The following is a 25,770-nucleotide window of genomic DNA, read 5'->3' on the forward strand; positions in this document are numbered from 1 at the left end:
TCACAATTAGAATTGTCTGATGTCAGATTGAGGTCATTGCCTACAAGCTGACAGGATGAAGTTAGGACAATTCCTTCGTCCGCTGGACGCCTCCTTTTCCACTCCCAGCGCCGCCCGCAAACTGCTGCGCCTGCTCAGCGGCGCACTGCTGCTGTGCCTGCTGTGCAGCCTGGCGTTCGCCCTGAGCATGGCGTTCAACCATGAGGTGTCGATCCGCCGCCGCGACATGAACGCGGCCATGTACGAGGCGCAGCTGTACTTCAGCCAGCGCGAGTCGCTGCTCGACTACCTCGGCCGCGGCCAGTTGCCGCTGGCCACGCCGGCCGGCGCGGCCACGCGGCTGCCGGCCTGGCCCGGCGAAGGCCCGGCGCCGCTGTTGCTGCCGCTGCCTGGCGCCGCGCGGGCGCTGCTGCTGTTCCCCGGCGACCTGGCCGAGCTGCGCGACAAGCGCCTGGGGCTGATCCACGTGGCGTCCGGCGCTACGCCGCAGGTCAGCCGGCTCAACGAGGCGGGCCACCCCGACGCCGCGCTGCCGGCCGGCGTGCTCGCCGCCCTGGCGGGCAGCTCCGGGGCGGGGCCGGGCACGCGCTGGCTGGCCGACCCCGGCGACCCGCTGGGGCGGCTGTTCCTGTTCAAGCGCCTGGAGGACGGCTGGCTGGGCCTGGAAATCCGCGGCGACGACCTCGACGCGGCGCTGCAGCGGCCCGAGGCCGGCGACTACCTGCTGCTGGACCGCCGGCACCGGGTGGTTTTCTCCAGCCCCGCCGAAAGCCCCGACGGCGAGGTGTTCCGCAACCTGTGGAATGGCGACTGCTTCGACTTCGTCGGCCTGGGCCCGATTCCCCTGCAGGTGGCCCTGCTCAAGCACCTGGGCGCCTCGAACTGGGCGCTGGTCTACCACCAGGGCGTCGGCCAGCTGCTGGTCGCCCTCTGGCTGCCGATCCTGCTGGCCAGCGGCCTGGCGCTGGCCGCCGGCCTGCTGCTGCAGCGCCTGGGGCAGCGCATCGACCAGCGCCTGATCCGCCCGGCGCAGCAGCGCCTGGAGGCGCTCAAGGAAAGCGAAGCCTTCTCCCGCGCAGTCATCCGCGCAGCCCCCGTGGCGCTGTGCGTGCTGCGCCGCGCCGATGCCGCGGTGGTGCTGGAGAACCCCCAGGCCGAGCAGTGGCTGGACGGCGGCCAGGTGATCCCCCGCGACGGCGCGCGCTGGATCGCCCAGGCCTTCGCCAGGGAGGGCGGCGCGGCCTGCGAGGAACTGGCGGTGGGCGGCGGGCGTCACCTGTACCTGAGCTACACGCCGACGCGCTACAACGGCGAGGACGTGCTGTTCTGCGCCTTCAGCGACATCAGCGCGCGCAAGCAGGCCGAGGCCGAGCTGTCCCGCGCCAAGCAGCTGGCCGACGCCGCCAACCAGGCCAAGACGCTGTTCCTGGCCACCATGAGCCACGAGATCCGCACGCCGCTGTACGGCGTGCTGGGCACCCTGGAACTGCTCGGCCGCACCCGCCTGGATCTGCAGCAGACCGGCTACCTGCAGGCCATCCAGCGTTCCTCCTCGACCCTGCTGCAGCTGATCAGCGACGTGCTCGACGTGTCCAAGATCGAGGCCGGGCAACTGGTGCTGGAGCCGGAGGAATTCTCGCCCCTGGAGCTGACCGAGGAAGTGGTCCAGTCCTTCGCCGGGGCGGCGCGGGCCAAGGGCCTGCAACTGTTCAGCTGCATCGACGCGCAGCTGCCCCTGCGCCTGTCCGGCGACGCCACGCGCATCCGCCAGATCCTGGGCAACCTGCTGAGCAACGCGCTGAAGTTCACCGACAGCGGCCGCGTGCTGGTGCGCGTGCGCCAGCGCGGCGAGGAGGGCGGCAAGGCGATCCTGGACTGGCAGGTGATCGACAGCGGCTGCGGCATCGCCGCCGAGGAGCAGGTGCGGCTGTTCGAGCCCTTCTACCAGGTTGGCGGCAGCGCCCGCCAGGTGGGCGGCACCGGCCTGGGCCTGTCGATCTGCAAGCGCCTCACCCGCCTGATGCACGGCCGCCTGCGGGTGGTCAGCGACCTCGGCCTGGGCAGCAGCTTCACCCTGAGCCTGCCGCTGGAGCCGGTCGAGGCCGCGGCGCCGCAACCGATACTGGAGGACGGCCCGGTGCTGGTGCTCTCGCCCATGCGCGAGCTGGGCGAGGCGCTGTGCGGCTGGATCGCCCGCTGGGGCGCGCGGGCGCGGATGGCCACGCCGCAGCTGCTGGCCGAGGCCGACGACCAGTCGGTGCTGGTGGAGGTCCGCCTGCACGGCCCGGCGGCGGCGCCGCCGGAGGGCTGGCCGAGCTGCCGCGTGGTGCTCAGCGCCGAAGGGCACCTGCAGCCGGCGCGCCTGGGCTGCGACTGGCTGGTCGGCCTGCACAGCCTGGGCGCCCTGGGCCGGGCCATCGGGCTGGCCCAGGGCTGCCTCAGCGGCGGCGCCCAGCGCGAACGCCCGGCGGGCGCCGCGCGCGACCTGCTGGGGCTGCGCGTGCTGGTGGTGGAAGACAACCAGATCAACCAACTGATCCTGCGTGACCAGCTGAACGCCCTGGGCTGCCGCGTGGAACTGGCCGGCAACGGCCAGGAGGCCCTGCAGCGCGGGCGCGCCGAAGACATCGACGTGGTCCTCACCGACCTCAACATGCCACGCATGGACGGCTACCAGCTGGCCAGCGAACTGCGCCAGCGCGGCTGGCAGCAGCCGATCATCGGGGCCACCGCCAATGCCATGCGCGAGGAGCGCGAGCGCTGCCTCGCCGCCGGCATGGAGGACTGCCTGCTCAAGCCGGTGGACCTGGAGACGTTGTACCGCTGCCTGGCGGCAGCGAAGGAGATTTCATGAACCCCCTGCCTTACCGGGTGCTGGTCGTCGAAGACCAGGCCTTCCAGCGCGAGTACCTGCTGGAGCAACTGCGCACCCAGGGCGTGTGCTACCTCGAGGCGGCCGCCGACGGCGCCGAGGCCATCGAGCGCCTGGAGCGCCAGCGCTTCGACCTGGTGCTCAGCGACCTGCTGATGCCGGGGATGGACGGCGTGCAGCTGATCCAGCACCTGTCCACCCTGGAGTGGCGCCCGCAGCTGGCGCTGATGAGCTCGGCGCCGCAGCGGGTGCTCGGCGGCGCCTGCCAGGCGGCCCGGGCGCTGGGCCTGTCGGTGCTCGACCTGATCGCCAAGCCGGCGCCGCCGGCGGCCATCGCGCGGCTGCTGGAGCGCCTCGGCCAGCGCCAGGGCGCCGCGCGCGAACCGGGCCGGCAGGCGACCTGCTTCAGCCGCTCGCAACTGCTGCTGGCCCTGGCGCGGGGCGAGCTGCAGGCCTGGTTCCAGCCGAAGAAGTCGCTGCGCGACGGGCGCATCGTCGCCGCCGAGGCCTTGGTGCGCTGGCTGCACCCGGAGCACGGCCTGCTGCTGCCCGGCGCCTTCATCGACGACCTGGCCCGCCACGGCCTGGAGCAGGTGCTGCTGTGGACCATGATCGAGCAGTCGCTGCGCGCCCAGGCCGGCTGGCGCCAGCAGGGCTACCGCATACCGGTGTCGGTGAACCTGCCGACGCACCTGCTGGACGACCCCGGCCTGCCCGACCGCCTGGCCGACTTCGTCGTGTTGCAGGGCGGCGAGCCGGCCTCGCTGTGCTTCGAGTTGACCGAAAGCAGCACCACGCGCCGGCCTGGCAACTACCATGCCGGGGCCTGCCGCCTGCGCATGAAGGGCTTCGGCCTGGCCCAGGACGACTTCGGCCAGGGCTACAGCTCGCTGTACAACCTGGTGTCGACGCCCTTCACCGAGCTGAAGATCGACCGCGCCCTGGTGCACGGCAGCGTCGAGGACGAATCCCTCGCCGCGGCCCTGGAGAGCACCGTGGCCCTGGGCCACCGGCTGGGCCTGGAAGTGGTCGCCGAAGGCGTGGAGAGCACCGCCGAGCTGAGCCTGCTGCGGCGCCTGGCCTGCGACCGGGTACAGGGCTTCCTGATCTCCGAGGCGGTGTGCGCCGAGGCCTTCGACCGCCTGCTGCACGAAGACGGGCCGGCGGGGGCTCCCTGAGCCTCGTCCGGCGCCGCGCCGGCGGCGCAGCCTCGCGGGCTCGCCCGGGGCCATCTACAGTCAGCGAATCATGTTCTGCATGTTTCATGCGCGGAGCCCATTGCACCTTGGAACACAACGAAGGCTCGATCGGCAAGCTGGCCCGCAGCTCGCAGCGCCTGAACTTCTGGCTGTTCGGGCTGCTGGCGCTCAGCCTCGGGCTGGTGGGCGTGAGCTTCTGGGCGATCAAGCGCGTGCTGCAGGAGGAGTACGACAAGATCGACTTCCACTTCTCCCGGCTGATGGGCGACATCCGCGAGCACGAGGCGTTCCTGCTGCGCATCGCCCAGCAGAGCGACGAGGCCACGCGCAAGCGCGACCAGGACGTGGTGCCGCTGCAGCTCTCGCTGCAATGGCGCGAGGGGCCGATGGAGGTCTACGAGGGCCGCGAGTTCTCCTTCGCCATGCCCTTCACCCTGGCCGCCCGCGACCACGCGCCGGCGGACGGCGTCTCCACCGGGCCGTTCTCCCTCGGGGTGATGCTGGCGAACTTCTACTCCAGCGTCTGGAGCACTTCCAGCTACCCGGCGCCGCAGGCGCTGCTGTTCGACCTGGACGGCACCACCAGCATCGCGGTGCCGGCCCTGGCCAGCTCCCCGGGGCGCGGCGGGCTGGCCCGCGACACCTTCCTCGAAGTGGCCGCGCGGGTCGCCGCCGGCGTGCGCGAGCGCCCGCCCCCCGCGCACGACTACCAGGTGCACTGGGGCCGCGCCGACACCTACCACGGCGACAGCCGCGCGCTGCTCGGCTACGTCACCGTCGACCTGCCGGACAGCCTGTGGTGGGAAGGCGAGCGCGAGCGCCAGGTGATCGCCGCCAGCCTGCTCGACCTGGACCGCATCAACGACTACGAGCAGACCCTCCTGCGCCCGCTGTTCGGCCAGCTGACCCTGCTGGCGCCGGACGGCCGCCAACTGATGGGCCCGCCGCGCCCGGCGGAGCTGGACGACGGCCTGAGCCTGGGCAGCCGCGGCATGCTGTTCAAGCTGCGCAGCCAGCCCCACGGCGGCTGGGTTGCCGTCTACGGGGTGGACTACACGCTGTTCTTCCGCAACCTGGAGTGGCTGTTGCTGAGCCTGCCGGCGCTGGTGCTGACGGGCGTGGGCATCGGCCTGTACAGCGTGCGCTGGTACGCGCGGCGGGTGGTGGGGCCGGCCAGCGCGGCGCACCTGCGGGTGGTGGAGAGCGATGCCTTCAGCCGCACGGTGATCGACACCGCGCCGGTGGCCCTGTGCGTGCTGGGCCGCCATGGCCAGCAGCTGATCATCCACAACCAGCTGGCCGCGCAGTGGCTGGGCAGCGAGGCCGACATCCTCGCCCTGGCCCGCGACTGGCGGCTGTTCGACGGCGGCTGGCAGCACGGCGAGCTGTGCATCCGCAACGACGGCCTGTACCTGCAGGCGGCCTTCGCCGCCACCCGCTACCACGGCGAGGAAGCGCTGCTCTGCGTGTTCCGCGACATCACCGCCTACCACCAGGCCCAGGGCGCGCTGGCCGAGGCCAAGCGCGCGGCGGACTCGGCCAACGCCGCCAAGACGCTGTTCCTGGCCAACATGAGCCACGAGATCCGCACGCCGCTGTACGGCGTGCTGGGCACCCTGGAACTGCTCGCCCTGACCAGCCTGGACGTGCAGCAGCGCGGTTACCTGCAGGCCATCCAGGGCTCCTCGACGACCTTGCTGCAACTGATCAGCGACATCCTCGACGTGTCCAAGATCGAGGCCGGGCAGATGCTCCTCACCGAAGAGGACTTCAGCCCGCTGGACCTGGCCGAGGAAGTGATGCGCGGCTTCGCCGTCGGCGCCGCGGCCAAGCACCTGCAGTGGTACGCCTGCATCGACGCCGAGGTGCCGGCGCGCCTGCACGGCGACGCGGCGCGCCTGCGCCAGGTGCTGAACAACCTGCTGAGCAACGCGCTGAAGTTCACCGACGTCGGCCGCGTGGTGCTGCGCCTGAAGGTGCTCGGCCGCAGCGGGCAGCGGGTGCGCCTGCAATGGCAGGTCACCGACACCGGCATCGGCATTCCCGAGCACCTGCAGCCGCGCCTGTTCGAACCCTTCTTCCAGGTCGCCGAGGGCCACGGCAGCCTGGGCGGCACCGGCCTGGGCCTGGCCATCTGCTCGCGGCTCACGCAACTGATGGGCGGCGAGCTGCGCCTGGTCAGCGAGCCGGGCCTGGGCAGCAGCTTCTCGCTGTTCCTCGACCTGCCCGAAAGCGGCGAGGGCGGCAGCGCCCTGGCCGAGGTGCAGCTGCAATCCGGGCCGGTCTACCTGCGCGGCGCCGTGCGCGAGCTGGCCGGCTGCCTGGAGGCCTGGCTGCAGCGCTGGGGCTGCCTGGTGCTGCCCGGCGAGCCGCCGCCCGGCAGCGAGGCGACGACGGTGCTGCTGGAGCTGTTTCCCGATGCCCTGGAGCGCTGCGACTGGTCGGGGCCGCGGGTGCGCGTCCTGGCCGAGGCCGCCGGCCAGCCGCAGTTCGAGCGCGGCGCCTGGTGCGTCAGCCCGCTCAGCCTGCGCGGCATCGCCCGGGCCCTGGCGCTGGCGCAGAACGGCGAGGAGCAGCTGCCGGCGGTGGCCGAGCCGCCGCGCTTCGGCAAGCTCGGCCTGCGGGTGCTGGTGGCCGAGGACAACCCGGTCAACCAGGTGCTGCTGCGCGAGCAACTGGAGGAGCTGGGCTGCCAGGTGCGCCTGGCCGGCGACGGCCGCGAGGCATTGCGGCAGTTCGAGGGCGAGACCTTCGACGTGCTGCTCACCGACGTCAACATGCCGCACTGCAACGGCTACCAGCTGACCCGCGAATTGCGCGAGCGCGGCCTGGCGCTGCCGATCATCGGCGTGACCGCCAACGCCATGCGCGAGGAGGGCGAGCGCTGCCGGGCGGTGGGGATGAACGCCTGGCTGGTCAAGCCGCTGAGCCTGCAGGTGCTGCACGACACCCTGCGCGCGCTGGCGGCGCCCGGCGTGGCGCCCGAGGCGACGGCCGGCGCGGCGGCTGGCACTGCGCAGGCGCCGCAGGCCGCGGCGGGGCTGCAGGTGCCGGCGCACATGCTGCGGCTGTTCGTCGACACCATGCGCCAGGACCTGGAAAGCGCCGCCCAGGCCCGCCAGGCGGGCGACGCGGCGGCGCTGTGCCAGGCCCTGCACCGCATGGCCGGAGCCCTGGCGGTGGTGCGCGGGCAGGCCCTGGTGCGCAGCTGCCGGCTGCTGGAGGAGGGCCTCGGGGAAGGCCGCGTGGACTGCGACGATCCGCGGGTGGCGCGCCTGCTGGCGCGGATCGACGAGGCTCTGTGCAGCCTCTGAGGGCTAAGCTGAGAAGGACGGCCCGTCGCTGCGGCGGGCAACAGGCATGACCAAGAGACCGTTATGGAAAAACTCAGAATCGTGGTGGCCGATGATCATTCGATCGTACGGATGGGCGTGCGCGAAGTGGTGCAGGGGGACCCGCGCTTCTCCATCGTCGGCATGGCCGCCAACTCCAGCGAACTGGTGCGCCTGTACGGCGAGCTGGCGCCGGACATCGTCATCGCCGACTACAACATGCCCGGCGACGAGCAGTACGGCGACGGCCTCAAGCTGGTCGGCTACCTGCTGCGGCAGTTCCCGGGCACCCGCGTGCTGATCTACACCATGCTCAGCAACAACCTGATCTTCTCCAGCCTCTACGATCTGGGCGTGGCCGGGGTGGTGCCCAAGAGCAGCGACCCGGAGGAAATCCTCGCGGCGCTCGACGCCATCGCCGGCGGGCGCATCTACCGCGGCGCCTGCATGCAGGACCCGAACAGCGTGCTGCCCGGCGGCGACGACATCGAGGGGCGCATCGCCAGCCTCTCGACCAAGGAGTACGAAGTGCTGCGCCACTTCGTCTCGGGCCTGAGCGTGCGCGACATCGCCCGGGTGCTCAACCGCAGCGTGAAGACCGTCAGCGCGCAGAAGATCGCCGCCATGCGCAAGCTGGAGGTGGACAGCGACCAGGCGCTGCTGACCTTCTGCATCAAGGCCGAGCTCTTCCAGTGAGAGGCTGTAGGAATCTTCTCGTTACATCCATAGGAAGAGTTTGAAATTCCTTTGAGATTTGTCTGATTAAAGCCTTCCTGCGCACTCCCTAAAGTATGCGGCGTCGAGGCTGCCGGCCCTCCATCGCCACTGCGCTGGAAGGCGGTGGCGAGGAACCTTCGAGTGGCTCGGGTTCCTCGGGCGGGCCATTGCCGCTCGGCAGGCAGCCAGCGCAACCGCATTCAATTGGAGTTCGATCATGCACAAGAACCTGCTCGCCGCCCTGATCGTGGCCGGCGCCGGCCTGTCGCTAAACGCCCAGGCGGCCCAGACCGGGCAGATCCAGATCACCGGCAAGGTGGTGGACACCACCTGCTCGGTGGACGCCGGCTCGGGCAATGTCCAGGTGACCCTGCCCAACGTCGACAAGTCGCTGCTGCAGAACCCGGGCAGCAACACCGGCATCACCCCGTTCTCGGTCAAGGTCTCCGGCTGCACCGGCAGCTCCGGCACCGGCGCCGATACCGTGTCCATCGCCTTCGTCCCGGACGCCAACGTCGACATGAACGGCAACCTGGTCAACACCGGCGGCGCCAGCGCCGTGGCGGTGCAGCTGCTGGACAAGAACCAGCAGCCGATCAACATCCACAACGACAGCTACAGCGCCCAGGTGGCCCGCGGCGAGTCCACCGACGTGTCCGGCGGCGACATCAACCTGAACTACTACGCCCGCTACTTCTCCGCGGCCGGCGGGGCTGGCGCGGGTGACGTCGCGACCCAGGCGAACTTCCAGCTGATCTACCAGTGATCCACCCGTGATCGACCTGCCCGAGGCTCCGCCCCGGGCATCGAGGTACCCATGAAACAAGTCTTCCCCTCGCTGCGGCCGGCCTGGCTGCTGGCCGGCTTCCTGCTGCTCGCCTTCGGCGCGCCCCTGGCCCGCGCCGGGGTGGTCATCGACGGCACGCGGGTGATCTACCCGGCGAAGGAACGCGAGGTCACCCTGCGCCTGACCAACCAGGGCAAACAGCCGGTGCTGATGCAGGTCTGGGCCGACCGCGGCGACGAACGCTCCACGCCGCAGACCGCCAACGCGCCCTTCCTCATCACGCCGCCGATCTTCCGCCTGGACCCGCGGAAGGGCCAGAGCGTGCGCCTGATGTTCACCGGCGAGAAGCTGCCGCAGGACCGCGAGTCGCTGTTCTGGTTCAACGCCTTGGAAGTGCCGCCCATGCCCCAGGGCGCCGAGGCCAACTACATGCAGATCGCCGTGCGCTCGCGGTTGAAGCTGTTCTACCGGCCGGCCGGGCTGCCCGGCGACGTGGGCAGCGCGGTGGGCCAGGTGCGCTGGCAGCTGGTGCGCCAGGGCGCGGGCTATGCCCTGCGCGGCGACAATTCCAGCCCCTACCACCTGTCCTACAGCGGCCTGACCCTGGTCCAGGGCGGCCGCGACTACAAGGCGGCGGGCGGGATGATCGCGCCCTTCGCCAGCCAGACCTTCGCCCTCGACGGCTTCGCCGGCGGCACGGGCGCCGGGCAGGTGCGCTACCGCTGGATGAGCGACTACGGCGCCGCCCCGGAACGAACCGCCAGCCTGCATTGACCCCGGCCGCGCCTGGCGCGCGAGGGCCGATCCGACAAGGTACATCGATGTCTCGTCATTCCCGCCGTATTCCGGCCGCGCGCCGGCGCGCCTGGCCGTGCCCGGGGCCGCTGGCCCTGGCTATCGCCGCGGCCTGGGCCGCCTTCCCGGCGGACGCGCCGCGGGCCGCCGAGGACGCGCTCTACGCCGCCTTCAACCCGGCCTTCCTGCGCGGCCCCGACGGCCGCCCGCTGGACGTCACGCGCTACGAGCACGGCAACCCGGTCACCCCGGGCAGCTACCGGGTGGACGTCTACGTCAACCAGACCTGGACCGGCCGCCAGGAACTGCGGGTGCGCGGCGGCGAGGGCGACGCCCCGCCCAGCTACTGCTTCAAGCGCAGCCAGTTGCCGGCCCTGGGCCTGGACAGCGCCCGGCTGCCGGACGCCAAGGCCGCCGCGCGCGCCCTGGAGGACGCCGACTGCGTGGACGTGGTGCGCCTGGTGCCCGGCGCCCGCGCGGACTTCGTCCAGGGCGACCTGCGCCTGGACCTGAGCATTCCCCAGGCCTACCTGGGCCGGGTGTCGCGCGGCTACGTCGACCCGCGCGACTGGGACCGCGGCGTCACCGCGGCCTTCGTCGACTACAACGCCAACGCCTACCGCACCGAGGCCGGCGGCACCCAGGACCAGTACTACGCCGGCCTCAACGCCGGGCTCAACCTGGGCGACTGGCGCCTGCGCCACAACGGCAGCTACAGCCAGAGCCAGGGCGACCGGCAGAAGAGCACGCGGCACTACGACGCGATCAGCAGCTACGCCCAGCGCGACGTCACCGCGTTGAAATCGCAGCTGACCCTGGGCGAATACTTCACCCCCGCCGACCTGTTCGACAGCGTGCCCTACAGCGGCGTCCAGCTGGCCTCGGACGACCGCATGCTGCCCGACTCGCAGCGCGGCTTCGCCCCGGCCATCCGCGGCACCGCCGAGACCAACGCCAAGGTCACGGTGCGCCAGGGCGGCAACGTCCTCTACGAAACCAGCGTGGCGCCCGGGCCCTTCGTCATCGACGACCTGTACAACTCCGGCTACGCCGGCGACCTGGAAGTGACGGTGACCGAGGCCGACGGCCGCGTGCGCCAGTTCACCGTGCCCTTCGCCAGCGTCGCGCAGCTGCTGCGCCCGGGCGTGTCGCGCTACAGCGTCACCGCCGGCAAGTACCGCGACGACCGTCTGGACGACACCCCGAACTTCGTCCAGGGCACCTACCAGCGCGGCATCTCCAACCTGTGGACCGGCTACACCGGCAGCATAGTCGCGGAGAACTACCTGGCGCTGCAGGGCGGCCTGGCCCTGAGCACGCCGGTGGGCGCCTTCGCCTTCGACGTCACCCAGTCCCACGCCAGCGGCCTGAAGGCCGGCGACCAGGGCGGCAGCGCCAGCGGCCAGAGCTTCCGCCTGAGCTACAGCAAGCTGCTGGAGTCCACCCGCACCAACTTCGCGGTGGCGGCCTACCGCTTCTCCAGCGACGGCTACCTGAACTTCGCCGACTTCGCCTACGCGCGCTCGCCGGAAGACGCCAACTACGTCGCCTGGCGCCAGCGCAACCGCTTCCAGGTCAACCTCAGCCAGCCCCTGGGCGAGCGCCTGGGCAGCCTGTACCTGAGCGGTTCGGCGCAGAACTACTGGAACACCGGCAAGGGCAGCGACATGAGCTACCAGGCCGGCTACTCCAACAGCTTCAGCTGGGGCAGCCTGAGTCTGTCGGCCAACCGCACCCGCGCGCTGTCCGGCGAGACCGACACCCAGTACATGCTCAACCTGTCGCTGCCGCTGGGGCGTTCCAGCCACGCGCCGTACCTGAACAGCACCACCACGCGCAACAGCAACGGCGATATCAACAGCCAGCTGAGCGTGGCCGGCTCGCTGGGCGACTACAACCAGTTCAGCTACGGCGTGTACGGCTCGCGCAGCCGCATCGACGGGCAGAGCAGCAACACCGGCGGCGCCAACGTGCAGTACTGCGCGCCGCAGACCAACCTGTCGGCCAGCTACAGCGAAGGCGAGGGCTACCACCAGTACGGCCTGGGCCTGACCGGCAGCGTGGTGGCGCACCCCGGCGGGATCAACTTCAGCCAGGCCCAGGGCGAGACCCGCGCGGTGATCGAGGCCAGGGGCGCGGCCGGCGCTGCGCTGGTCAACAGCAGCGGCGGCGCGGTCGGCGGCAACGGCTACGGGGTGGTCTCCAGCCTGATGCCCTACCGCGAGAACCAGGTGGCGCTCGACCCCAAGGGCCTGCCCGACGACGTCGAGCTGCAGACCACCGCGCAGAACGTGGCGCCGCGCTACGGCGCGGTGGTGATGCTCAAGTACCCCACCGTCAGCGGCCAGCCGCTGCTGCTGCGCCTGCTGGACGAGCAGGGCAACAGCCTGCCGGTGGGCGCCGAGGTGCTCGACGCCCAGGGCAACAGCCTGACCCTGGTGGGCCAGGGCAGCCGGGTGTTCCTGCGCCTGCGCGACACCAGCGGCGAGCTGCAGGTGCGCTGGGGCGAAGGCCCGCAGCGGCAATGCCGGGCGCGCTACCAGGTGCCGGCCGCGGCCGGCGACGGCAAACCCTTCCAGCAGGCCGAGGCGGTGTGCGTGCGCCCGTCCGCCGGCGGTGAACTGGCGGCCCGCTAGGCGGCCGCGTTCGACGAGGTATCCATGAAGAAGATTTTCCTGTTCTGCCTGCTGCTGTTGCTCGGCGGCCTGTCGACCACGGCCTGGGCGAGCTGCAGCTTCGACTCCGGCTACATGACCTCGCAGCTGAACATCAGCCTGCCGGCGACCATCAGCGTGCCCGTCGATGCCACGCCGAACACCGAGCTGTGGAGCAGCGGCTGGGTCTCCGCCAGCGGCAACAACATCAGCTGCAACAGCACCGGCGTCGTCTCCGGCGTGCTGGCCGGCGGCATCGGCGCGGCGGTGCCGGGCTTCACCAACAGCAGCGGCTACCCCTCGGTGTTCAAGACCAACATCGACGGCATCGGCATCTCGGTCTACTGGTGCAACAACGCCAACTGCAACCCGAACTACAACAACGTGACGCCCATCGCCAGCCTGGCCTGGCCGGTGAGCGCCACCCAGTACCCGCTGAAGAACTCCTGGTGGGTGCGCCTGGTGAAGACCGGGCCGATCCTCAATGGCGGCCAGCTGCAGGTCAGCGGCACCTCCACGGTGTCGTACCAGAACCTGACGGTGGCGCAGCTGACCTTCACCGGCGCCACCGCGGTCACCTCGCGGGCCTGCGAGATCAACCCCGACAGCCAGGGCATCACCGTGCCGCTGCCGACCGTGCTCAAGAGCGACTTCCCCGCCGGCCTCGGCGTGCTGGCCGACAACGGCAAGGCCCGCGCCTTCCACATCAACCTGCGCTGCGACAGCGGGGTGCAGGTCTGGTACCGCATCGACGGCGCCAGCAGCGGCAACCAGGTCCTCGACAACGCCAGCGGCGCCGGCATGGCCGGCGGCGTCGGCGTCCAGCTGTTCTATGGCGACGTCAGCAGCACCCTGGTGCAGCCCCTGGCCACCCGCGCGCTGCAGACCACCACCACGGGCTCCGGCCAGGCGGTGAGCATCCCGCTGGCGGCCAAGTACTACAAGACCGCCAGCACGGTGACGGGCGGGCAGGTGGCGGTCACCGCGACCTTCACCATGACCTACGAATGAGCGACCGTTCGTCCGTTGGCGGGGGATAAAACCGACCTGCTGTCGATCCCCTCCGGCCCGGCGCGACTATAGGTATCTGCGTCCCAACGCCCGGAGGAGCCGAGGATGAAATACCTGTGCCTGATCTACCTGGACGAGAAAGCCGCCGCGCAGCTGCCCGCCCATGACTACCGCGCCGTGGTGGAAGAGTGCCTGGGCTACGAGCAGCAGCTGCGCGAGCGCGGCCAGCTGCTGGCGGTGGAGGCCCTGCAATCGGTGGGCAGCGCCACCACCCTGCGCCACCGCGACGGCCAGCTGTCGGTCACCGACGGGCCCTTCGCCGAGACCCGCGAGCAGCTCGGCGGCTTCTACCTGATCGAGGCGCGCGACCTCAACGAGGCCATCCAGATCGCCGCGAAGATCCCGCCGGGGCGCCTGGGCTGCATCGAGGTGCGGCCGATCCGCGACTGGGAGCAGCACTTCGCCGCCCAGGGCTGAGCCCCGCCACCCGCCGCGGCGGCGAGCCGCGCGAAGAGGAGAGCCAAGCATGAGCATCGACAACTTCACCCTGCCGCCCGTGGTGCCCCGCGAAGACTGGCTGGCCGCGCGCAAGCGCCTGTGGCGGCTGGAGCGCGAGGCCACCCACGCCCGCGACGCCCTCAACGCCGAGCGGCGCAAGCTGCCGCTGGTGCGCATCGACAAGGACTACCGCTTCGAAGGCCCCAGCGGCCCGCTGCGCCTGCTCGACCTGTTCGAGGGCCGGCCGCAGCTGATCGTCTACCACTTCATGTTCCACCGCGACCGTGGCGAGGGCTGCGAGGGCTGCTCCTTCCTGGTCGACAACCTCGGCCGCCTGGAGCACCTGCACGCCCGCGGCACCACCCTGGCCCTGGTGTCCCGCGCGCCGCTGGCGGAGATCGCGCCGTTCCGCGCGCGCATGGGCTGGCGGCTGCCCTGGTACTCGTCCTTCGGCAGCGACTTCAACTACGACTTCCACGTCACCCTCGACGAGAAGGTGGCGCCGATCGAATACAACTACCGCGACCTGGACGAACTGCGGCGCCTGGGCCAGGACTACCACATCCAGGGCGAGCAGCCGGGGATGAGCGTGTTCCTGCGCGACGGCGACAGCGTCTACCACAGCTACTCCGCCTACGGCCGCGGGCTGGAGGCGCCGCTGTTCACCTACCACCTGCTCGACCTCACGCCCCTGGGCCGCGGCGAGGGCTGGGGCGGCATGGCCGACCTCGACGGCAAGGGCATGAACTGGCTGCGCTACCATGACCGCTACGACGACGAGCGACCACCGCACGGCTGCTGCGCATCCTGAAAAAGGAGGAATCGCCATGGGAAGTCCCATCGACCCGGCCATCCAGCGCCTGCTGGACGGCTGGCTGGAGGCGGTACAGGCCGGCGACGTCGCGGCCATCGTCCGCCACTACAGCGACGACGTGCTGGCCTTCGACGCCGTGGCCCAGCTGCAGTTCGTCGGCCGCGAGGCCTACGCGCAGCACTGGCGCGCCTGCCTGCAGGCCTGCCAGCAGACGCGCTTCGAGCGCCACCACCTGGTAGTGGAGCAGGGCGGCGACGTCGCCTTCGGCCACTATCTGTCGTACTGCGGCGGCAAGGACGAGAAGGGCGAGGAGAAGGCCTCCTGGGCGCGGGCGAGCTTCGGCCTGCGGCGGGTGGACGGGGAATGGAAGATCGTCCACGAGCATTTCTCCATCCCCTTCGACATGCACACCGGGCAGCTGCTGTTCGACGCCCAGCCATGAGCCGGCCGCATGCATGACTACGCGCCGCCTTCGCTGCGCGACGCGGTGGATGACATCTACCGCCGCGAATCGCGGCGCGTGCTGGCCACGCTGATCCGCCTGCTGGGCGACTTCGACCGCGCCGAGGAGGCGCTGCACGATGCCTTCGCCGCCGCCGTGGAGCAGTGGGGGCGCGATGGCCTGCCGCACAACCCGCGGGCCTGGCTGGTCTCCGCCGGACGCTTCAAGGCCATCGATCACCTGCGCCGGCGGGTGCGCTTCGACGCTTCGCTGGAGCAGATCGCTCGCCAGTTGGAGATCGACGCCCAGGGTGAGGAGGAGATGGAGCACGAAGGCCTGGAGGACGACCGCCTGCGCCTGGTGTTCACCTGCTGCCACCCGGCGCTGGCCGCCGACGCCCAGGTGGCGCTGACCCTGCGCGAAGTCTGCGACCTGCGCACCGAGGAGATCGCCCGGGCCTTCCTGGCAGCGCCCGCGACCATCGCCCAGCGCATCGTCCGCGCCAAGCAGAAGATCCGCGACGCGCGCATCCCCTACCAGGTGCCGGAGCCGGCCGAGCTGCCGCAGCGCCTGGCCAGCGTGCTGCGCGTGGTGTACCTGGTGTTCAACGAGGGCTACGCGGCCTCCAGCGGCGAATCCCTGACCCGCGCCGAGCTTTCCGCCGAGGCCATCCGCCTGGGCCGGCAACTGCTGGAACTGCTGCCGGAGCCGGAAGTGCTGGGCCTGCTGGCGCTGATGCTGCTGCAGGAATCGCGGCGCGCCGCGCGCAGCGACGAGCACGGCGAGCTGGTGCTGCTGGAGCACCAGGACCGCTCGCGCTGGGACGCCGGGCTGATCGCCGAGGGCCAGCGCCTGGTCGGCCTGGCCCTGGCCAGCCGCCGCTTCGGTTCCTACACCTTGCAGGCGGCCCTGGCCGCGGTGCACGCCGAGGCGGCGGACCTGGCCAGCACCGACTGGCCGCGGATGGTGGCGCTGTACGACGCGCTGCTGCAACTGCAGCCCTCGCCGGTGGTGGAACTCAACCGCGCCGTGGCCCTGGCCATGCGCGACGGCCCCCAGGTCGGGCTGGCAGCGGTGGACGCCATCCTCGCCCGCGGCGAACTGGCCGACTACCACCTGGCCCACGCCGCCCGCGCCGACTTCTGCCGGCGCCTGGGCCGCCCCGCCGAAGCCCGCGAGGCGTACGAGCGCGCGCTGGCGCTGACGCGCCTGGAGCCGGAGCGACGCTTCCTCGAACAGCGCCTGCGGGAGTTGGAAACGTAGGGCGTATAACCGTTCGCGGTTATACGCCGTTTAACCCACGCCGCAGTCAACGCCAAGGTCAACCCAGGCGCCGCCTGAGACCGAGGTCAACGTCCATAACCCCGGTACCGTTTGCGACCGAGGCCAACGCCCAGGCCAGCCCCGGCGCCGCCTGGGACCAAGGTCAAACGGCGGATAACGTCGAACGTTATCCGCCCTACGCCGCGCCAAGGTGCTCTTCGTAGGAGCGAGCTTGCTCGCGAACCAACCCCCGCTGCGAGGCCGGGTTCGCGAGCAAGCTCGCTCCTACGAAAAGCTGTGCTCGCCTGTAACGTAGGGCACCATCAACCCTGCGCCGCCATCTCCCGCAGCCGCTCCAGCGAGACGATGCGCAACTGCCGGTAGCCCAGCTCCAGCGCGCCGCCGGCCACCAGCTCGCGCAGTTCCAGGGACAGCGTCTGGCGGCTGATGCCGAGCATCATCGCCAGCTCGTCCTGGCTGATGCGCACCAACTGGCGCTGCTCGCCGTCGATGCTGCCGTCGCCGCGCGCCAGCTGTTCCAGGCGGCTGGCGATGCGGGCGCGGGTGGAGCGCAGCATGGCGTCTTCCAGCAGGCGGTAGACCAGGCGCGTGTGCTGCGCCTGGAGCACGCAGACGGCGCGGGCGAAGCCGTTGTCGAGCATCAGCCGGTCGAAGGTCGCCTGGTCCACGCCCAGCACCTCGCTGTCGCGGCTGGCGATCACGTCGTGGGTGCGCGGCAGGCCGTCGAGCATCGACGCCTCGCCGAACCAGTGGCCGGGCTCCAGCACCGCGAGGATCGCCTCCTTGCCGTCCTCGCGCAGGGTCGAGGCCTTCAGCTTGCCGTGCAGCAGGGTGAGGAAGTGCTCGCCGCGGTCGCCCTGGCGGAACACGAACTCGCCGGCGCGTAACGGCTGGCGCCGGCCCTCGGCGGCCAGGGTGCGGCGCACCGTGGGCGCCAGGCGGGCGAACCAGGGGTTGGCGCCCAATTGCTGCAGGAGGTCTTCGGTATCGGGCATGGGGCGGGTTCGGGCAGTGGGTCGAGGCACTTTGACCGCCTTGCCCGGCCGCTGCAAGCCATGGCAATTGTCGGGTTTCCGGCAGTCCTGCGCCGCGCGCTGGCCTAGCCTGCCTGGCAACGCGGGCGGCGTGCGCCCGCAGGCCAAGGAGAACAACAAGATGAGTTTCGCAGCCAAGGTAGTGTGGATAACCGGCGCCTCTTCCGGCATCGGCGAGGCGCTGGCGCTGGCATTGCTGGAGCAGGGCGCCGAGGTGATCCTCTCCGGCCGCCGCGTCGAGGCCCTGCAGGCGCTGGCCGGACGCGCCCCGCAGCGGGCCCTGGTGCTGCCCTTCGAAAGCACCGACTACGAGCGCCTGCCGGCCCTGGTGGAGCAGGCCTGGGCCTGGCGCGGGCGCATCGACCTGCTGGTGAACAACGCCGGCGTCAGCCAGCGCAGCCTGGCCCTGGATACCGGCCTTGCGGTCTATCGCCAACTGATGGAAGTGGACTACCTGGCCCCCGTGGCCCTGACCCAGGCCCTGCTGCCGCGCCTGGTGGAGCAGCGCGGCGGCCAACTGGCGGTGGTCAGCTCGGTGGCCGGCAAGGTCGGCGCGCCGCTGCGCACCGGCTACTGCGGGGCCAAGCACGCGGTGGTCGGCTACTTCGAGGCGCTGCGCGCGGAAGTGGAGGCGGCCTACGGCATCGGCGTCAGCGTGATCCTGCCGGGCTCGGTGCGCACCGCCATCGCGCTGAACTCCCTGGAAGGCAACGGCACCCAGCGCGGCCGCTCGGACACCAACATCGACAACGGCATCGACCCGGCGGTGGCGGCCCAGACCATCCTCGCCGGCCTGGCTGCGCGGCAGCATGACATCGTGGTGGCTGAGGGGATGGAGAAGCTGGCACTGCAGTTGCGGCAGGCTGATCCGGAGAAGCTTTTTGCGCTGGTTGCGCAGGAAGGGGCGCGTCTGGCGCAGCAGCGGGAGGAGTTGGGGGCTGGGGCGTCTATCGATCCGGGGGATGTGAGTCGGTTGCAGGGGTGAGCCCGGCGCGGCCTGGGGCCATCGCGGACGGAGTCCGCTCCTACGACCGGGCTTTCCCGGACCCTCTGCGGACGTCTCTCGGGCACCGAGGCGCTTTTCGTAGGATGGGTTGAGCCTTGGCGAAACCCATGCGGCCACGGCGATGGGTATCGCTTCGCTCAACCCATCCTACGGGGGCATATTTGCCGGGGGGTAGGAGCGGACTCCGTCCGCGATTATTCGTCGTTGGCACGGCGGTGTCTTTGCTAAGCTCCCCGGCGCTGAAGTCCATTCGAGGTCCCGCCATGCGCCGTTCCCCCCTGCTCGCCACCCTCGGCCTGCTCGCCCTTCTCAACGCCCCCGCCGTCTTCGCCCACGCCCACCTGAAGAGCGAAACCCCCGCCGCCGACAGCACTGCAGCCGCTCCCAGGGAGCTGCGCCTGACCTTCTCCGAGGGCGTCGAGGCGAAGTTCACCAAGGTCACGGTCACCGCCGCCGACGGCAAGGCCGTGAAGGTGGCCGGCATCGCCACCACCGAAGGCGACGCCAAGGTGCTGGTGGTGACCTTCGACCAGCCGCTGCCGGCCGGCGAGTACAAGGTGGAATGGCACGCCGTTTCGGTGGACACCCACAAGAGCAACGGCAGCTACGCTTTCAAGGTCGCGCCCTGAACCATGAGCCGCATCCGCCATGGATGACGCCCTGGTCTTCTGCCGTTTCCTGCATCTCGCCCTGACCCTGACGCTGTTCGGCGTGGCGCTGTTCCGTGCGGTGCTGCGCCGCCAGGAGCCCGCAGTGCTCGCTGCGCTGGACGGTCGCGTGCTGGCCGGGCAACGCATCGCCGCCGCGCTGGCGCTGCTCAGCGGCCTGGCCTGGCTCGGCCTGGTGGCGGCGAGCATGGCCGGCGACTGGTCCGCCGCGCTGGACGGGCCGACGCTGCGGCTGGTGCTGGGGCAGACCTTCTTCGGCCAGGTCTGGGCCTGGCACCTGCTGGCGAACGTCGCGCTGCTGGTTGCGCTGTGCCTGCCTTTGTCGGTGGACAACCCGCTGCGCGTGCTGCTGGCCGGCGCCGTGCTGGCCAGCCTGGCGCCGGTGGGCCATGGCGCCATGCTCGACGGCTGGGCCGGCGTCGGGCTGATGCTCAACCAGGCCCTGCACCTGCTCTGCGCCGGCGCCTGGCTCGGCGGCCTGCTGTTGCTGGCGGCGCTGCTGTACCGCGCGCCGGATTCCACCCATGGCGAGGCGCTGCGGCGCTTCAGTGGCGTGGGCTACCTGCTGGTGGCCGGGGTGGCGGCCAGCGGGCTGGTGAACGTCTGGGCGCTGGTCGGGCAATGGCCGGACCCGCGCACTTCCACCTTCGGGCTGGTGCTGACGATCAAGCTGCTGCTGGTGGCGGGGATGCTCGCCCTGGCCCTGCTCAACCGCGTGGCCCTGGCGTTCCGCGAGAAGCGCCTGCTGGCGCTGCGGCGCAGCGTGGTGCTGGAGTGGGTGTGCGGGCTCGCGGCTGTGGCCGTCGTGTCGCTGTTGGGGACGTTGTCCCCGGCGGGTTGATTCGGCGGGTTCGCGAGCAAGCTCGCTCCTACAGGTGCGCGCGGCTCTTCGTAGGAGCGAGCTTGCTCGCGAACAGGTGTTTCAACGCGCCGGCAGGATCACCCCGCGGCACTCGCCGAAGCCTATGCGCGGGTAGCCTTCGCGTTCGCACCAGGCGCGCAGGATCACTTCGTCGCCGTCCTGCAGGAAGGTGCGTTGTTCGCCGCCGGGCAGTGCCAGCGGCTGCTTGCCGCCGACGGTGCTCTCCAGCAGGCTGCCGAAGGCTTCCGGCGCGGGCCCGGAGAGGGTGCCGGAGCCGAACAGGTCGCCGGCCTGCAGCTTGCAGCCGCCGACGCTGTGGTGGGCGACCATCTGCGCCACCGTCCAGTACATGTTCTGCGTGTTGCTCAGCGCCAGGCGCAGCGGCTCGATGCCTTGCTCGCGCATGGCGGCGGTCTGCAGCAGCACTTCCAACTGGATGTCGAAGGCGCCATGGGCCTGGTCGTGCTCGTCCAGCAGGTAGGGCAGCGGCTGCGGGTCGCCTTCCGGGCGCGCCGGCTGGGCCTTGCGGAACGGCGCCAGGGCCTCGGCGGTGACCACCCAGGGCGACACGCTGGTGGCGAAGTTCTTCGCCAGGAACGGGCCCAGCGGCTGGTATTCCCAGGCCTGCACGTCGCGCGCCGACCAGTCGTTGAGCAGGCAGTAGCCGGCCACGTGCTGCTCGGCCTGGCCGATGCCGATGGCCTCGCCCATCTCGTTGCCCGGGCCGATCCAGATGCCCAGCTCCAGTTCGTAGTCCAGCCGCTTGCTCGGGCCGAAGCCCGGGGCCTCGGCGCCCGGCGCCAGGGTCTGGCCGTTGGGCCGGCGCACCGCGGCGCCGGAGGCGACCACCGTGGAGGCGCGGCCGTGGTAGCCGATGGGCACGTGCTTGTAGTTGGGCAGCAGCGGGTTGTCCGGACGGAACAGGCGGCCGACGTTGTTGGCGTGGTAGATGCCGACGTAGAAGTCGGTGTAGTCGCCGACCTGGGCCGGCAGGTGCAGCTGGCAACTGGCCTGGGCCGGCAGCAGGCTGGCGCCCAGTTCCTGCATCCGCGCCTGCTGCGGGCTGCCTTCGGCCAGCAGCGCCTGCAACTGCTCGCGCAGCACGCGGCGCGGGCCGGCGCCCAGGGCGAAGAAGGCGTTGAGGCTGGCGCCGCTGGCGGCTTCGGCGGCGTGGCGGGCCTCGCCCTCGAACAGGTCGGCGGCCAGCGCCGCCTTCAGGTCGAGGATGTGCTCGCCGATGGCCACGCCGCCGCGCGGCTCGCGGCCGGGGCTGCTGAATACGCCCAGCGGCAGGTTCTGCAGGGGGAAGTCGGGGTGGCCGTTGGCGGAGTCGAGCCAGCTGCGGCGGGTGTCTGCCTGGTTCATGGGGTTCAGTTCCTCTGGAAGGTCTTGGCCATGCCGCCCCAGCAGGCGTCGTAGTCGCGCTGCAGTTGCGGGCATTCGAGAGCGTAGCGGCTCGGGCGCAGCACGCGGCCGGTCTCGAACATGAAGGCCATGGTGTTTTCGATCTTGTGCGGTTTCAGCTCGGCGGCGATGGCTTGCACGGTGCTGGCGTTGTCCGGGCCGTGGGCGCTCATGCAGTTGTGCAGCGAGGCGCCGCCGGGGGCGAAGCCGTCGGCCTTGGCGTCGTAGGCGCCGAGGAGCAGGCCCATGAATTCGTTCATCAGGTTGCGGTGGAACCACGGCGGGCGGAAGGTGTTCTCGGCCACCATCCAGCGCGGCGGGAAGATCACGAAGTCGACGTTGGCCATGCCGTGGGTGTCGCTGGGCGAGGTGAGCACGGTGAAGATCGACGGGTCCGGGTGGTCGTAGCTGACCGTGCCGAGGGTGTTGAACAGGCGCAGGTCGTATTTGTAGGGCACGTTGTTGCCGTGCCAGGCGACCACGTCCAGCGGCGAGTGGTCCAGCTCGCAGGCCCACAGCTCGCCGAGGAATTTCTGCACCAGCTGCACCGGCGCGTCGATGTCCTCGTAGTGGGCCACCGGGGCGAGGAAGTCGCGCGGGTTGGCCAGGCCGTTGCTGCCGATGGGGCCCAGGTCGGGGATGCGCAGGGCGGCGCCGTGGTTCTCGCAGATGTAGCCGCTGGCGCTGGCGTCGAGCAGTTCGACGCGGAACTTCATGCCGCGCGGGATCACCGCGATCTCCAGCGGCTCGATGTCCAGCCGGCCCAGCTCGGTGGCCAGGCGCAGGCGGCCCTGTTGCGGGACGATCAGCAGCTCGCCGTCGGCGTCGTAGAACACCCGGTCCATGGAGCGGTTGGCGCGGTACAGGTGCACGCTGACGCCGCTGGCCTGCTCGGCGTCGGCGGTGGCGGCGAGGGTCAGCAGGCCGTCGAGGAAGTCGGTGGGCTCGCCGGGGATGTCCTGGGGGTTCCAGCGCAGGCGGTTGGGGGTCACCTGGCCCGGCTCGCGGCCGGGAATCTGCCGCGCCAGGCGCTCGAAGCGCGGGTGGCTGGCCGAGGGCTTGATGCGGTACAGCCAGGTGCGCCGGGCCTCGCTGCGCGGCACGGTGAAGGCGGTGCCGGAAAGCTGCTCGGCATAGAGCCCAAAGGGCACCTGCTGCGGCGAGTTCTGCCCGTGGGGCAGGGCGCCGGGCAGGGCCTCGCTGCTGAACTGGTTGTTGAAACCCGACAGGTAGGTGAGCGATTCGGCGGACGACATGGCGACCTCGTTGTTTTTGTAATCGAATTACGAATAACGTAATTTGAACGCCGGAAGGGGTCAAGCTATAACAGCGCCTCCATCGACGAACGAGTCATTGCATGGCCATTCCCAGGGACACCGGCGACGCGCCGAAACGCCAGAAAGTGCAGGCCGCCGAAGTCGGCACCGACATCCTCAAGGGCCTGGCCGACCTGGCCCCGGCCACTTCGCTGTCGCGCCTGGCCGAGCACGTGGGCATGCCCGCGGCCAAGGTCCACCGCTACCTGCAGGCACTGATCGCCAGCGGCTTCGCCGAGCAGGACGCGGCCACCAACCACTACGCCCTGGGCCCGGAGGCGCTGTTCGTCGGCCTGGCCGCCATCGGCCGGCTGGACGTGGTGCGCGCCGCCACGGCGCACCTGAGCGCCCTGCGCGACGAGCTGAACGAAACCTGCTTCCTCGCCGTGTGGGGCAACAAGGGCCCGACCGTGGTGCAGGTGGAGCAGCCGCTGCGCGCGGTGACCCTGGTCACCCGCGTGGGCTCGGTGCTGCCCTTATTGGGCTCGTCCACCGGGCTGGTATTCAACGCCTACCTGCCCGACGGCGAGACCGCGCCGCTGCGCGAGGAGGAGAAGGGCATGCCTGGTGCGCTGGACGAGGCGGAGTTGCACAAGCAGACGGCGGAGATCCGGGCCACGGGTCTGCACCATGTGCATGGGTTGTTGATGCCGGGGGTGAATGCGCTGTCGGCGCCGGTGTTCGCGGTGGGTGAGCAACTGGCGGGGGTGGTGACGGTGGTGGGGGCGGCGAGTGCCTTTCGTGCCGAGACCCAGGGGCGGGCGGCGGAGTTGCTGAAGGAAGCGGCGGCGGCGATTACCGCGCGGATGGCGGGGCGTAGGCCGGAGTAGGGGGCTGGTCGTGCCACCGGGGCGTCCGGCGTGGCCGGTGAATCTAATCGCGGACGAAGTCCGCTCCTACGCCCGTGCTTCCCTGGAGTCGTAGGAGCGGACTCTGTCCGCGGTAGGAGCGCGCCCTGCGCGCGAATCGCGGGCACGGCCTCTCGTAGGAGCGAGCTTGCTCGCGAACCGCATGGCACCGCGTTTGTTCGCGAGCAAGAACTAGGCGTCCCCCTCGCTCCTACGAAGAGCACCCCGGCGCGGTTTATTTCGTCTCCAACACCCCGCGACGGATCTGATCCCGCTCGATCGACTCGAACAGCGCCTTGAAGTTGCCTTCGCCGAAGCCGTCGTCGCCCTTGCGCTGGATGAACTCGAAGAACACCGGGCCCATCAGGGTTTCCGAGAAGATCTGCAGCAGCAGCCGGCGGCTGCCGCCCTCGGAGGTGCCGTCGAGGAGGATGCCGCGGTTGCGCAGTTCCTCCACCGGCTCGCCGTGGTTGGGCAGGCGCTCTTCGAGCATCTCGTAGTAGGTCGCCGGCGGCGCGGTCATGAAGCGCATGTCCAGGCCCTTGAGGGCGTCCCAGGTCTTCACCAGGTCGTCGGTGAGGAAGGCCACGTGCTGGATGCCCTCGCCGTTGAACTGCATGAGGAATTCCTCGATCTGCCCGGCGCCCTTGGAGGATTCCTCGTTGAGCGGGATGCGGATCATGCCGTCCGGCGCGGTCATGGCCTTGGAGGTCAGGCCGGTGTACTCGCCCTTGATGTCGAAGTAGCGGATCTCGCGGAAGTTGAACAGCTTCTCGTAGAAGTCCGCCCAGTAGGCCATGCGCCCGCGGTACACGTTGTGGGTGAGGTGGTCGATGATCTTCAGGCCGGCGCCTTTGGGGTGGCGGTCCACGCCTTCGATGAACTCGAAGTCGATGTCGTAGATCGACGAGCCCTCGCCGAAGCGGTCGATCAGGTACAGCGGCGCGCCGCCGATGCCCTTGATCGCCGGCAGGCGCAGCTCCATCGGCCCGGTGGGGATTTCCACCGGCTGCGCGCCCAGCTCCAGGGCGCGGGCGTAGGCCTGGTGGGCGTTCTTCACGCGGAAGGCCATGCCGCACACCGAGGGGCCGTGCTCGGCGGCGAAGTAGGCCGCCAGGCTCTTGGGCTCGTTGTTGAGGATCAGGTTGATCTCGCCCTGGCGGTACAGGTGCACGTCCTTGGAGCGGTGGCTGGCCACCTTGGTGAAGCCCAGGCTGGCGAAGATGGGTTCCATCACGCCGGAGGTGGGGGAGGCGAATTCGATGAATTCGAAGCCCATGAGGCCCATGGGGTTGTCGAAGAGGTCTGCCATGTTCGTGTTCCTCGCGGTGGACGCGCTCGGCGGCGCGTCCGGGATTCGGAAAGTCGTGGGGTCAGCTGCGCGGCTGGCGCGGCGGCGAGCAGGGCACGCCGCGTACGCTGCGGGCGAGGAAGTCGCCGATGGTGACTTTGAATCCGAGGCTTTGCATGGCGCGCTCCTCAGGCCGGCTTGTCGGCCTGGACGTCCGGGTGGGCCTGGCGGAAGGCCGGGTGCTCCAGGGCCAGGCGCTCTACCCTGAGTATGCGCGGGAATGGGCTCAGGTCCACCTCGAAGCGGCGGGCGGCGTACAACTGCGGCAGCAGGTAGACGTCGGCCAGGCCCGGCTGCGGGCCGCAGCAGAAGCCCTCGTCGCCGATCAGCGCTTCCACGGCCTTCAGGCCTTCGCCGATCCAGTGGGCGATCCACTGGTTCACGCCGTCCTCGTCTATGCCCAGCGCGCGCAGGCGGTTGAGCACGGCGACGTTGTGCAGCGGGTGGATGTCGCAACCGATGAGCGCCGCCACGCCGCGCTGGTGGGCGCGCTGCAGGGCGTCGGCCGGCAGCAGGGCGGGCTCGGGGTAGCGTTCTTCCAGGTATTCGATGATCGCCGGCGACTGGATCAGCAGCTCGCCTTCGTCGGTGCGCAGGGCCGGCACGCGGCCTTGCGGGTTCAGTGCAAGGTAAGCGTCCTGGCGGTGCTCGCCCTGCAGCAGGTTGACCGGGACGTGCCGGGGCTGCAGGCCCTTGAGGGCCAGGGCGATGCGCACGCGGTAGCTGGAGGTGGAGCGGTAGTAGGTGTAGAGGTCCATGGACTCTCACTCGCAGGCAGCGTGCGCGTCGTGGCGGGCACTGTTGTTTTCGTAATTGCCTTACACTCTGCGTAATTTTTCCGCCGAGGGCAAGCCCCCGCGCTCCTTCGGGGGCTCG

At 70.6% G+C, this 25,770-nt stretch carries 21 protein-coding genes; 16 read left to right on the forward strand and 5 right to left on the reverse strand.

Features of this window, described 5'->3' with window-relative positions; all coding sequences use genetic code 11:
• The first annotated feature begins 55 nt into the window (after positions 1 to 55).
• From BM060_RS21975 to BM060_RS22030, 12 genes are all read left to right on the forward strand, one after another.
• Entirely contained in the window at positions 56 to 2,854 is a 2,799-nt protein-coding gene (locus BM060_RS21975) for an ATP-binding protein (RefSeq protein WP_074982974.1), read from the forward strand.
• Positions 2,851 to 4,050: a response regulator cyclic di-GMP phosphodiesterase PvrR gene (gene pvrR, locus BM060_RS21980; protein WP_058072747.1), complete on the forward strand. Its 1,200-nt coding sequence runs from the start codon at positions 2,851 to 2,853 to the stop codon at positions 4,048 to 4,050. The genes BM060_RS21975 and pvrR overlap by 4 nt, the downstream gene beginning before the upstream one ends.
• Before the next feature lie 107 nt (positions 4,051 to 4,157).
• The gene (locus BM060_RS21985; protein WP_245322967.1) at positions 4,158 to 7,385 is read left to right on the forward strand and encodes a hybrid sensor histidine kinase/response regulator; all 3,228 of its coding nucleotides are present in this window, start codon (positions 4,158 to 4,160) and stop codon (positions 7,383 to 7,385) included.
• A 63-nt stretch (positions 7,386 to 7,448) separates the two neighbouring features.
• Complete coding sequence (locus tag BM060_RS21990; RefSeq protein WP_043272408.1) at positions 7,449 to 8,099, forward strand: response regulator; 651 nt, start codon at positions 7,449 to 7,451, stop codon at positions 8,097 to 8,099.
• 238 nt (positions 8,100 to 8,337) lie between these two features.
• A complete protein-coding gene (locus BM060_RS21995; protein WP_058072749.1) occupies positions 8,338 to 8,886 on the forward strand; it encodes a fimbrial protein in 549 nt (182 codons plus the stop codon).
• A 51-nt stretch (positions 8,887 to 8,937) separates the two neighbouring features.
• Positions 8,938 to 9,681, forward strand: coding sequence for a fimbrial biogenesis chaperone (locus BM060_RS22000; protein WP_074982980.1), 744 nt, complete (start codon positions 8,938 to 8,940; stop codon positions 9,679 to 9,681).
• A gap of 47 nt (positions 9,682 to 9,728) precedes the next feature.
• Complete coding sequence (locus BM060_RS22005) at positions 9,729 to 12,338, forward strand: fimbria/pilus outer membrane usher protein (RefSeq protein ID WP_083426809.1); 2,610 nt, start codon at positions 9,729 to 9,731, stop codon at positions 12,336 to 12,338.
• Positions 12,339 to 12,362: 24 nt separating this feature from the next.
• A complete protein-coding gene (locus tag BM060_RS22010; RefSeq protein WP_074982983.1) occupies positions 12,363 to 13,367 on the forward strand; it encodes a fimbrial protein in 1,005 nt (334 codons plus the stop codon).
• Between the two features lie 105 nt (positions 13,368 to 13,472).
• Entirely contained in the window at positions 13,473 to 13,844 is a 372-nt protein-coding gene (locus BM060_RS22015) for a YciI family protein (protein WP_074982985.1), read from the forward strand.
• A 49-nt stretch (positions 13,845 to 13,893) separates the two neighbouring features.
• Positions 13,894 to 14,676 (forward strand): DUF899 domain-containing protein, encoded by a 783-nt coding sequence (locus BM060_RS22020; protein ID WP_083426810.1) that lies wholly within the window; start codon positions 13,894 to 13,896, stop codon positions 14,674 to 14,676.
• 16 nt (positions 14,677 to 14,692) lie between these two features.
• Complete coding sequence (locus BM060_RS22025) at positions 14,693 to 15,121, forward strand: YybH family protein (RefSeq protein WP_074982987.1); 429 nt, start codon at positions 14,693 to 14,695, stop codon at positions 15,119 to 15,121.
• Positions 15,122 to 15,130: 9 nt separating this feature from the next.
• On the forward strand, positions 15,131 to 16,384 hold the full coding sequence (locus BM060_RS22030) for an RNA polymerase sigma factor (protein WP_371857769.1): 1,254 nt from the start codon (positions 15,131 to 15,133) through the stop codon (positions 16,382 to 16,384).
• A 323-nt stretch (positions 16,385 to 16,707) separates the two neighbouring features.
• Here the strand turns inward: BM060_RS22030 and BM060_RS22035 are convergent, their stop codons facing one another.
• On the reverse strand, positions 16,708 to 17,400 hold the full coding sequence (locus BM060_RS22035) for a Crp/Fnr family transcriptional regulator (protein ID WP_083426811.1): 693 nt from the start codon (positions 17,398 to 17,400) through the stop codon (positions 16,708 to 16,710).
• A 160-nt stretch (positions 17,401 to 17,560) separates the two neighbouring features.
• Here BM060_RS22035 and BM060_RS22040 point away from each other — a divergent pair, with 160 nt between their 5' ends.
• The 3 genes from BM060_RS22040 (at position 17,561) to copD (ending at position 19,954) form a co-directional block, all read left to right on the forward strand.
• Positions 17,561 to 18,424 carry an SDR family NAD(P)-dependent oxidoreductase gene (locus tag BM060_RS22040; RefSeq protein WP_043272414.1) on the forward strand — a complete coding sequence of 288 codons (864 nt, stop codon included), beginning with the start codon at positions 17,561 to 17,563 and terminating at the stop codon, positions 18,422 to 18,424.
• Between the two features lie 284 nt (positions 18,425 to 18,708).
• Positions 18,709 to 19,074 (forward strand): copper homeostasis periplasmic binding protein CopC, encoded by a 366-nt coding sequence (copC, locus tag BM060_RS22045; protein WP_074982989.1) that lies wholly within the window; start codon positions 18,709 to 18,711, stop codon positions 19,072 to 19,074.
• A gap of 19 nt (positions 19,075 to 19,093) precedes the next feature.
• The gene (gene copD / locus BM060_RS22050; protein WP_074982991.1) at positions 19,094 to 19,954 is read left to right on the forward strand and encodes a copper homeostasis membrane protein CopD; all 861 of its coding nucleotides are present in this window, start codon (positions 19,094 to 19,096) and stop codon (positions 19,952 to 19,954) included.
• A gap of 81 nt (positions 19,955 to 20,035) precedes the next feature.
• Here the strand turns inward: copD and fahA are convergent, their stop codons facing one another.
• Positions 20,036 to 21,340, reverse strand: coding sequence for a fumarylacetoacetase (gene fahA / locus BM060_RS22055; protein ID WP_074982994.1), 1,305 nt, complete (start codon positions 21,338 to 21,340; stop codon positions 20,036 to 20,038).
• Between the two features lie 5 nt (positions 21,341 to 21,345).
• Positions 21,346 to 22,635: a homogentisate 1,2-dioxygenase gene (gene hmgA, locus BM060_RS22060; RefSeq protein ID WP_074982996.1), complete on the reverse strand. Its 1,290-nt coding sequence runs from the start codon at positions 22,633 to 22,635 to the stop codon at positions 21,346 to 21,348.
• Positions 22,636 to 22,736: 101 nt separating this feature from the next.
• On the opposite strand from hmgA, the gene BM060_RS22065 reads away from it, so the two are divergent.
• Positions 22,737 to 23,525 (forward strand): IclR family transcriptional regulator, encoded by a 789-nt coding sequence (locus BM060_RS22065; protein WP_074982998.1) that lies wholly within the window; start codon positions 22,737 to 22,739, stop codon positions 23,523 to 23,525.
• 253 nt (positions 23,526 to 23,778) lie between these two features.
• Here BM060_RS22065 and hppD read toward each other — a convergent pair whose 3' ends face one another.
• Both hppD and maiA read right to left on the reverse strand, forming a co-directional pair.
• Positions 23,779 to 24,855, reverse strand: a complete 1,077-nt coding sequence (gene hppD, locus BM060_RS22070; RefSeq protein ID WP_074983001.1) for a 4-hydroxyphenylpyruvate dioxygenase — start codon at positions 24,853 to 24,855, stop codon at positions 23,779 to 23,781.
• A gap of 167 nt (positions 24,856 to 25,022) precedes the next feature.
• Complete coding sequence (gene maiA, locus BM060_RS22075; protein ID WP_074983006.1) at positions 25,023 to 25,652, reverse strand: maleylacetoacetate isomerase; 630 nt, start codon at positions 25,650 to 25,652, stop codon at positions 25,023 to 25,025.
• Between the last annotated feature and the right edge of the window lie 118 nt (positions 25,653 to 25,770).

Source organism: Pseudomonas citronellolis (genome assembly GCF_900112375.1).
Taxonomy (GTDB): Bacteria; Pseudomonadota; Gammaproteobacteria; order Pseudomonadales; family Pseudomonadaceae; genus Pseudomonas; species Pseudomonas citronellolis.

Excerpts from the sequence above, each read along its gene's own strand:
- BM060_RS21990 (WP_043272408.1), top strand. The coding sequence starts at position 7,449 with ATGGAAAAACTCAGAATCGTGGTGGCCGATGATCATTCGATCGTACGG.
- fahA (WP_074982994.1), bottom strand. The coding sequence starts at position 21,340 with ATGAACCAGGCAGACACCCGCCGCAGCTGGCTCGACTCCGCCAACGGC.
- copD (WP_074982991.1), top strand. The coding sequence starts at position 19,094 with ATGGATGACGCCCTGGTCTTCTGCCGTTTCCTGCATCTCGCCCTGACC.
- BM060_RS21975 (WP_074982974.1), top strand. The coding sequence starts at position 56 with ATGAAGTTAGGACAATTCCTTCGTCCGCTGGACGCCTCCTTTTCCACT.
- BM060_RS22015 (WP_074982985.1), top strand. The coding sequence starts at position 13,473 with ATGAAATACCTGTGCCTGATCTACCTGGACGAGAAAGCCGCCGCGCAG.
- BM060_RS22030 (WP_371857769.1), top strand. The coding sequence starts at position 15,131 with ATGCATGACTACGCGCCGCCTTCGCTGCGCGACGCGGTGGATGACATC.
- BM060_RS22000 (WP_074982980.1), top strand. The coding sequence starts at position 8,938 with ATGAAACAAGTCTTCCCCTCGCTGCGGCCGGCCTGGCTGCTGGCCGGC.
- BM060_RS21995 (WP_058072749.1), top strand. The coding sequence starts at position 8,338 with ATGCACAAGAACCTGCTCGCCGCCCTGATCGTGGCCGGCGCCGGCCTG.
- hmgA (WP_074982996.1), bottom strand. The coding sequence starts at position 22,635 with ATGTCGTCCGCCGAATCGCTCACCTACCTGTCGGGTTTCAACAACCAG.
- BM060_RS22065 (WP_074982998.1), top strand. The coding sequence starts at position 22,737 with ATGGCCATTCCCAGGGACACCGGCGACGCGCCGAAACGCCAGAAAGTG.
- copC (WP_074982989.1), top strand. The coding sequence starts at position 18,709 with ATGCGCCGTTCCCCCCTGCTCGCCACCCTCGGCCTGCTCGCCCTTCTC.
- BM060_RS22020 (WP_083426810.1), top strand. The coding sequence starts at position 13,894 with ATGAGCATCGACAACTTCACCCTGCCGCCCGTGGTGCCCCGCGAAGAC.
- BM060_RS22040 (WP_043272414.1), top strand. The coding sequence starts at position 17,561 with ATGAGTTTCGCAGCCAAGGTAGTGTGGATAACCGGCGCCTCTTCCGGC.
- BM060_RS22005 (WP_083426809.1), top strand. The coding sequence starts at position 9,729 with ATGTCTCGTCATTCCCGCCGTATTCCGGCCGCGCGCCGGCGCGCCTGG.
- maiA (WP_074983006.1), bottom strand. The coding sequence starts at position 25,652 with ATGGACCTCTACACCTACTACCGCTCCACCTCCAGCTACCGCGTGCGC.
- pvrR (WP_058072747.1), top strand. The coding sequence starts at position 2,851 with ATGAACCCCCTGCCTTACCGGGTGCTGGTCGTCGAAGACCAGGCCTTC.
- BM060_RS22035 (WP_083426811.1), bottom strand. The coding sequence starts at position 17,400 with ATGCCCGATACCGAAGACCTCCTGCAGCAATTGGGCGCCAACCCCTGG.
- BM060_RS22010 (WP_074982983.1), top strand. The coding sequence starts at position 12,363 with ATGAAGAAGATTTTCCTGTTCTGCCTGCTGCTGTTGCTCGGCGGCCTG.
- BM060_RS22025 (WP_074982987.1), top strand. The coding sequence starts at position 14,693 with ATGGGAAGTCCCATCGACCCGGCCATCCAGCGCCTGCTGGACGGCTGG.
- hppD (WP_074983001.1), bottom strand. The coding sequence starts at position 24,855 with ATGGCAGACCTCTTCGACAACCCCATGGGCCTCATGGGCTTCGAATTC.